7 protein-coding genes are annotated in these 7,106 nt (G+C 42.0%); all 7 read right to left on the bottom strand.

Annotated elements, in window-relative coordinates:
- Positions 1 to 49 precede the first annotated feature (49 nt).
- The 7 genes from IJT21_04070 to IJT21_04040 all read right to left on the bottom strand — a co-directional run bounded on the left by IJT21_04070 (position 50) and on the right by IJT21_04040 (position 7,080).
- On the bottom strand, positions 50 to 952 hold the full coding sequence (locus tag IJT21_04070; protein MBQ7577429.1) for an ABC transporter permease: 903 nt from the start codon (positions 950 to 952) through the stop codon (positions 50 to 52).
- Positions 953 to 963: 11 nt separating this feature from the next.
- Entirely contained in the window at positions 964 to 1,881 is a 918-nt protein-coding gene (locus IJT21_04065; protein MBQ7577428.1) for an ABC transporter permease, read from the bottom strand.
- Positions 1,882 to 2,517 carry a 4'-phosphopantetheinyl transferase superfamily protein gene (locus tag IJT21_04060; GenBank protein MBQ7577427.1) on the bottom strand — a complete coding sequence of 212 codons (636 nt, stop codon included), beginning with the start codon at positions 2,515 to 2,517 and terminating at the stop codon, positions 1,882 to 1,884.
- A gap of 75 nt (positions 2,518 to 2,592) precedes the next feature.
- Positions 2,593 to 4,122 carry a tripartite tricarboxylate transporter permease gene (locus tag IJT21_04055; GenBank protein MBQ7577426.1) on the bottom strand — a complete coding sequence of 510 codons (1,530 nt, stop codon included), beginning with the start codon at positions 4,120 to 4,122 and terminating at the stop codon, positions 2,593 to 2,595.
- A gap of 12 nt (positions 4,123 to 4,134) precedes the next feature.
- Positions 4,135 to 4,665 carry a tripartite tricarboxylate transporter TctB family protein gene (locus tag IJT21_04050; protein ID MBQ7577425.1) on the bottom strand — a complete coding sequence of 177 codons (531 nt, stop codon included), beginning with the start codon at positions 4,663 to 4,665 and terminating at the stop codon, positions 4,135 to 4,137.
- A 76-nt stretch (positions 4,666 to 4,741) separates the two neighbouring features.
- On the bottom strand, positions 4,742 to 5,722 hold the full coding sequence (locus IJT21_04045) for a tripartite tricarboxylate transporter substrate binding protein (protein ID MBQ7577424.1): 981 nt from the start codon (positions 5,720 to 5,722) through the stop codon (positions 4,742 to 4,744).
- A gap of 173 nt (positions 5,723 to 5,895) precedes the next feature.
- The gene (locus tag IJT21_04040; GenBank protein MBQ7577423.1) at positions 5,896 to 7,080 is read right to left on the bottom strand and encodes an ABC transporter ATP-binding protein; all 1,185 of its coding nucleotides are present in this window, start codon (positions 7,078 to 7,080) and stop codon (positions 5,896 to 5,898) included.
- Positions 7,081 to 7,106: the final 26 nt, after the last annotated feature.

The following is a 7,106-nucleotide window of genomic DNA, read 5'->3' as shown; positions in this document are numbered from 1 at the left end:
ATCCCCGTTCACTGTTGAAGGTTTTTACTGTACCTCTCATAAATACCTCCTACTTCCTAAGTCTGGGGTCTAGCGCGTCTCTCAAGCCGTCGCCCAAAAAGTTAAATGCAAGTATCATTATAGAAATCGCAGCCGCCGGAAAAAATAATTGGTACGGATACACTAATAATGCGCCTACTCCATCATTGCACAACATGCCAAGACTCGCCATCGGAGCACTCACACCTAAGCCCACGAAACTTAAGAACGCTTCTGTAAAAATTGCGCCCGGAATCGAAAATGTAAGTGTAACTAAAATCGACCCCATCGCATTAGGAATCAAATGACGCAGCAAAATTCTAGCCGGTGAAGCTCCTAAAACGCGGGCAGATAAAATAAATTCTTCGTTCTTGAGGCGTAAAATTTCAGCTCTCACTATTCGCGCCATCGGTGCCCAATATGCTATGCCGAGTGTTATAAATATACTCTTGAGTCCCGGCCCTACTACGACCATTAGCAGAATTACATAAATCATAACAGGCACACTGTAAAGAACGTCAACGATTCCCATCATGAAATTATCAAGTTTACCGCCGGAAAATCCCGAAATACCACCGTAAATAACACCGATAAATAAATTTATAAAGCTCGCAAGAATCCCTACAGCAAGAGAAATTCTCGCACCATAAAGAATTCTAACAAATAAATCACGCCCAAACATGTCAGTCCCGAAAAAATGTCTCATGCTCGGCGATTCGTTCTGCTCGAAAAAATTCATTGTGTCATATTCATAACTTGAGAAAAACGGCCCGAAAATCGCTAGCAATATCATAACACCAATTACAGCAAGCCCGAATAAAGCTAATGGATCTCTCTTGATTCTATTCCATGCGTCCTGCCAGTAAGTTATTGAAGGCCTGAAATTTTCTGACTCTCGTCTCTCTTCAAGCGTCAAAGGCGTAAAATCATACATGTTTATTCACCTCACTGCAATTTTATTCGCGGGTCAACAAGTGCCATGCAGCAGTCAGCAATCAAGTTAAATACTACCAGCAGCGCACTATAAAATATCGTAACGCCCATTATAGTTGTATAATCGCGATTGTTTATGCTCATCACGAAAAATGTACCAAGACCGGGAACGCCGTAAACCTGTTCAATTACAAAGCTGCCTGTTAATATTCCTGCTGTAAGAGGCCCCAAATAACTTATGACCGGTATAATTGCATTCTTCAGAGCATGAATATAAATCACCGCAAAATTTTTCAAGCCCTTAGAGTATGCCGTCCTGATATAATCTTGATTCAATACTTCAAGCATGCTGGAACGCACTAAACGCGAAATAAACGCCGCCGGATACAACGCAAGAGTCAAAGCAGGCAAAATTGCAGTTGATAATCCTTCCCAGAATCCTACAGTAACCCAGCCCAGCCGCCACGCAAAAATATACACAAGCAATGCAGCAATTATAAAGCTCGGAATAGTTACGCCCAGAGTCGCAAAAATAATCGAGAGTCTATCCTGCCATTTTCCGCGCTTCAAAGCAGAAATTACCCCCGCCGGTATTCCAATAAGCAGCGAAATAATTAATGCAAGACCTCCGACTATAAACGAGACCGGGAAACTTTCAGCGATAATTTCATTTACTGTCATTCCCTCATATCTGTATGACGGGCCGAGATCGAGTCTAAGCACGTTTAATAAATATCTGCCGTACTGAATGTAAACGGGATCATTGAGTCCGTATTGATTCATCATATTTTCCAGCACAAAATCGGGAATAGCTTTCTCATCAGTGAAGGGGCCGCCGGGAATCGCCTGCATCATAAAAAATGTAATAGTAATCACTACAAAAAGTGTAATAATGCTCACTAATACACGTTTGAAAATATATTTTGCCATTTACAAATTTATCCCTCCTTCGATAATTATAGACTCGGGCAAAAAGTTTTTAACTGTACAGCAGCCGACTACTAAATCATTCAGGGAAAAATTTCGTCCTGCAATATTTTCACGGCAGGATAATAATTTCTCGCAGTCAACACCGCTCCAGTCGTGAAGATTTAAACATTTTAAGCAGCTTTCTTTGAGAGTCCAGTACTCAAAAAATTTTCGCTCCCAGTCTCTATTATTATCATGTAAAAATTTTATCGCGTTGTATTCATTTGGTAAATAAAAGCGTCTAACAATTTCTAATTTTGCACGTGAAGAAATAAACTCTATGTCAACGCCGTTAATTTCGCTGCCGATTGAACACGCAACCCAGTTAGCACTATGTGAGAGGCTGAAATAAAAATTTTCGTGATAGGGCTTATTATTTGAGTCGCGCTTTATGATAATGTCTTGAAATTTTTTGCCGGTTAAGTCAGCAATTAATTTTTTCGCGAGAAGTTCGGCCCATAGAGTACGGTTTTGATCTGATAGAAATTTATAGCGCAGAATTTTTTTACGGCGTTCGGGCGAGAAATAATCGAGATATTTTGTTACTGGAGAATTTAACTTGTCTTGAATGTCTAATAAATGAATCTCTGTGCGCAATAAATCTATTTCCCTTCATGTATAAATATAAACAAACAGACGCGGATTTATTCACACGCCTGTCTAATTTGGCGATTATTGATTGGCTAGTTTTTTCCTGTTCTCGGCCTCTCTCTTGTTGATTTTGCGCTGGTTATAAATCGAGAATAAAATCGTAGCTACAGACACAAGGAAGAACCCTACAGCTATTGGACGATTCAGAATCTCCCAGAAATTTCCGTTGTTTACGTCAACAAACCGCACAAAATTTTGTTCGCACATAGGTCCGAGAATCAATGCCAGCAAAATTGGTGAGAGCGGGAATTCAAATTTATTCATGAGATAACCAACCACGCCGAATAAAACGCATACTCCCACGTCAAAAATATTTTTATTTATCGAGAACGCACCCAAGAGCGACACTACAAGAATAATGGGATAAAGCATTTTTTTCTCGACGGAAACAATTTTTGCAAAGAATCTCACGCCCGCACAACCTACAACTAACATGGCCAAGTTCGCAAGCATAAGAGCCGCAAACACGCGATAAACTGTCGGAAGCTCATTTACATACATCATCGGTCCTGGTTGAATGCCCTTCATTATGAACGCTCCCAATAAAACCGCAGTTACTGCATCTCCCGGCACACCTAAAGAAAGCAATGGAATCATAGCACCGCCCGAACAGCCGTTATTTGCAGATTCAGTCGCAGCTACACCGTTTGGGATTCCTGTTCCCCATAATTCCGGGTGCTTTGACGTACTCTTATTGAATCCGTAAGAGACGAATACAGCAATGTCGCCGCCTGCACCAGGAATCGCGCCGATAAATGTTCCGATAATTCCGCCTGAAATAATATTAGGCCATATTTGAGCAATTGTCTTGAGGTCTGGCAAAACGTTTGTAATTTTTTCTTCTGACTTCTGCTGCTTCTCTTCGCCGGTAATAATTCTCTCAACGCCCGCAATTACTTCCGCAATAGCAAATAAGCCGATTAACGTCGGAATAAATGAGAATCCAGACAAAAGCGGACGGAACCCAAAAACGAATCTCTTCGCGCCGTATGTAGGATCTTGACCAACTGTCGCAAGCAAGAGTCCGAAAAACGCCGAAATTAAACCCTTCGCGATTGATTTTCCGGAAATTGAAACGATAACCGAGAGCCCAAAGAAAGCAAGCATTAACATTTCTGCACTCGTAAATTTCATTGCCATTTGAGCAACTAACGGAGACAAAAACGTCATAACCAGAGCACCCAAGACACCACCGCAGAATGAAGCAAACATCGCAATTGATAGAGCTTTGCCCGCTTGACCCTTCTGGCACATTGGATAACCGTCTAAAAGTGTCGCAGCTGCACTCGGAGTCCCCGGCGCATGAATAAGAATCGCAGAAATCGAACCGCCGTACATTCCTCCGCAATAAATTCCCAACAATAAACCAATTGACGGAATTAAATCCATTCCAAACGAGAACGGAATTAACAGCGCAACTCCCATAGTAGCAGTCATTCCGGGTACAGCACCTAAAAGAATCCCGCCCAACGCACCCAAAAACGTCATGCCGATAACTTGAACGCTTGAGAAAACATTTACATAACTCTCAAATAATAAGCTCCAATTCATGTTCAAGCCCCCTTAAATTTTGTCTACGAAATCGCGCAGAGGTTGAAGCACGCCCATAGGAATATTTACAGTTAATAGCTTGTAGAAGATAAACCACATAATCAGCGGCACTATTATAGAAATCGGGATAATTATTTTGAGATCACGTTTTCCGATTAGCCACATTATAATTATGCTTATGCACGCAGAAACAAGCACGTAACCGAGTTTATCAAATAAATATGTGTATAAGACGCACAGAATCACGACAAAAAATGCAGCTGCTACACCTTTATTTGTGAAAGGATTTATACTCGCTGCAATAGCGTTTTCGTAATCGTCTTCATTCATTCCGCGCGTTACTTTCATGAGGGACTGCAAAAATAATATCACAGTGAAAATAAACATGCCTATAATCATAATCTGCGGAAAAGTAGCAGGCTGGACAAATGCACGTCTATGAACCTTAAAAGTTGTAGTCTCAACATATGCCCATACTTCAAATATCAGCAAAATTATTGAACTTACCAAACTCGCAAAAGCCTTTGTTTGAGTCCTCTTCACAATAATTCACATCCTTATTTATCATAAAATAAAAAATGGGCAGGACACGCCCACCCACCTAATAAATTAATCGTCATTAGAAATCAATTCCGGCGGCTCTCATAGCTTCGGGAACGTCTTTCTCTTCCTGCTGCTCAAGGAACGCTTTAAAATCTGCTGCGTCAAGATATGCAATTCCGAGTCCTGCGTTTGTCATGTACTTTATGAAATCGGGATCTTGTACAGCAGCTTTGCAGGCTTCTGCTAATTTCGCGCGTATTGCATTATCTACACCGTTCGGAAGTCCAAGCCCGCGCCATGTCGAGTAAAAAGCGTCGATTCCTTGTTCTTTGCATGTTGGAATGTCGCCAAATACTTTATTGTTAATGCGGTTCTCGGCCATAAGTCCAAGACATATAAGATTTCCGGACTCAATGAATGAACGCGCTTCTGCAAGAGAAACAGTTACGCCCTCAATGTCAACGCCCTGTGCTGCTGCCTGAACTGCTGAAGCTGCCCCGTCAGGATAAGTAACCATTTTAAGCTGAACTCCTGCAACATTCATGAAATAACCGCCGGCAATGTGCCACACCGAATTTGCAGATGAACCGCCCATACGAACTTCACCGGGGTGAGCCTTGCAATATGTGATAAAATCTTTCAAGTTTTTAATGCCGTTTTTCTCTGCCCATGCTTTATTAACTGTAATTCCGGCGGGGTCTGCGTTAAGACGGCAAAGAGGATCATAATTTACATAAGATTTGTAGTCAGAAACATCAAGCGCCTTGTACGTAACAAATTCAAATGTTATCATGCCAAACGTATAACCGTCCGGATCTGCGTCTGCAATAGCTTCATGACCTGTTACACCGCCTGCACCGGTTTTGTTATCAACAACGATAGTCTGTCCGAGCTGCTTCTCAAGTGCCTGACAAAATGCGCGAAGACATGAATCAGTACCGCCGCCAGCACCCCACGGACAAATAGCAGTTAAAGACTTGTCCGGATAATCAGCAAATGCTACGGACGAACTTAACGCAATAACGAGAATCACTACAACAGCAAGCAATTTTTTCATAAGTGTTCCTCCTATTTATAATATTGAATAAATTAGATTTTGTGTTGGTTTGAGTATATTGTAGTAAATGCAGACATGTCAACAAGAATTTAACTTAATTTATCGTGCAAAAATTTTTATCTGCAATAAATAATTAAGCCGGACAGCACAACACCGCCCGGCAATAAAATTTTTTACTCTCTCTCTAAATCGTCAGCAAGAATCTTTGTCAATGCAGGGTCAAACGATAAAGAGACTCTCTCGCCCTCAGCCCAAATTTTTTTAACGTCGGGATTATCAATTTGAACGAGGACATTTCCCAAATCTGTATGTACCCACGTCTCGACACTGTTGCCCAGATAAATATTTGCTGTTACTGTGCCGTCTTCAACGCCTTCGCCCGGTTCGCTTATAGACAAAGACTCAGGACGTGCCATTATTAAAGCCTTGTCGCCAGGTTTTAAATCTTTATTCCATCGTGGAGCGTTAAAAGTTTTGCCCTTTATCTCAACGCAGCAGGAATCATCAACGCTCTTCACCTCGCACGGGAAAAATGCAACTTTACCGACAAAGCCCGCTACAAAAGTGTTCACAGGATCTCTATAAATATCGCTGGGAGTCCCGATTTGCTCAATAAAGCCCTTCTTCATGACAATAATTCTATCTGACAAGCTCATGGCCTCGACTCTGTCATGAGTAACGTACATTGCTGTAATGCCTAAAGATTTTTGCAGGCGGCGAATTTCGACTCTCATCTGCTCACGTAAAAGCGCGTCAAGATTCGATAATGGCTCATCAAGCAGCAACACTGACGGCTCAACTATAAGACTTCTTGCGAGTGCGACTCTCTGCTGCTGACCTCCTGACAACCTCGACGGCGGACGTAAACCCATTTGACCGAGTCCGACCATCTCAAGAAATTTTTGCACTTTCTCGTCGCGTTCTTTTGCGGGAACTTTGCGCAGGTTCAACCCGTAAGCTACATTTTGTGATACGTTCATATGAGGGAATAATCCGTAACTCTGGAAGACCATTGCTGTATCGCGCTTGTTAGGTGGCATGTTTGTTACATCAACGTCGCCGATCATAATTTTTCCTGAAGTAGGCTGCTCAAATCCCGATAACATTCGCAAAATTGTTGACTTCCCGCAACCTGAAGGCCCTAAAAGCGTTACAAGTTCGCCCGGCTCAAGTTTGAACGAGACTCCCCCGACTGCTGCAACATTCTGCTTTGTTTGAGGATCCCAGAAAATTTTTTTGATGTTCTCAAGCGTTACTGACTTGGAATTATTATTTGCCAATTTTATTTTCTCTCCTTTCTTGAATCTATTACTGCTAGTTACGGGCGGGGAAAGAGCGCAAGAAAACGGGGCCCGCATAACGGCACTAAAAATTTTTTCACCCA

The organism is Synergistaceae bacterium (assembly GCA_017443945.1).
Lineage (GTDB): Bacteria > Synergistota > Synergistia > Synergistales > Aminobacteriaceae > JAFUXM01.
Note: the sequence above shows the minus strand (reverse complement) of the source record. Positions and strands in the feature narration are given on the sequence as shown.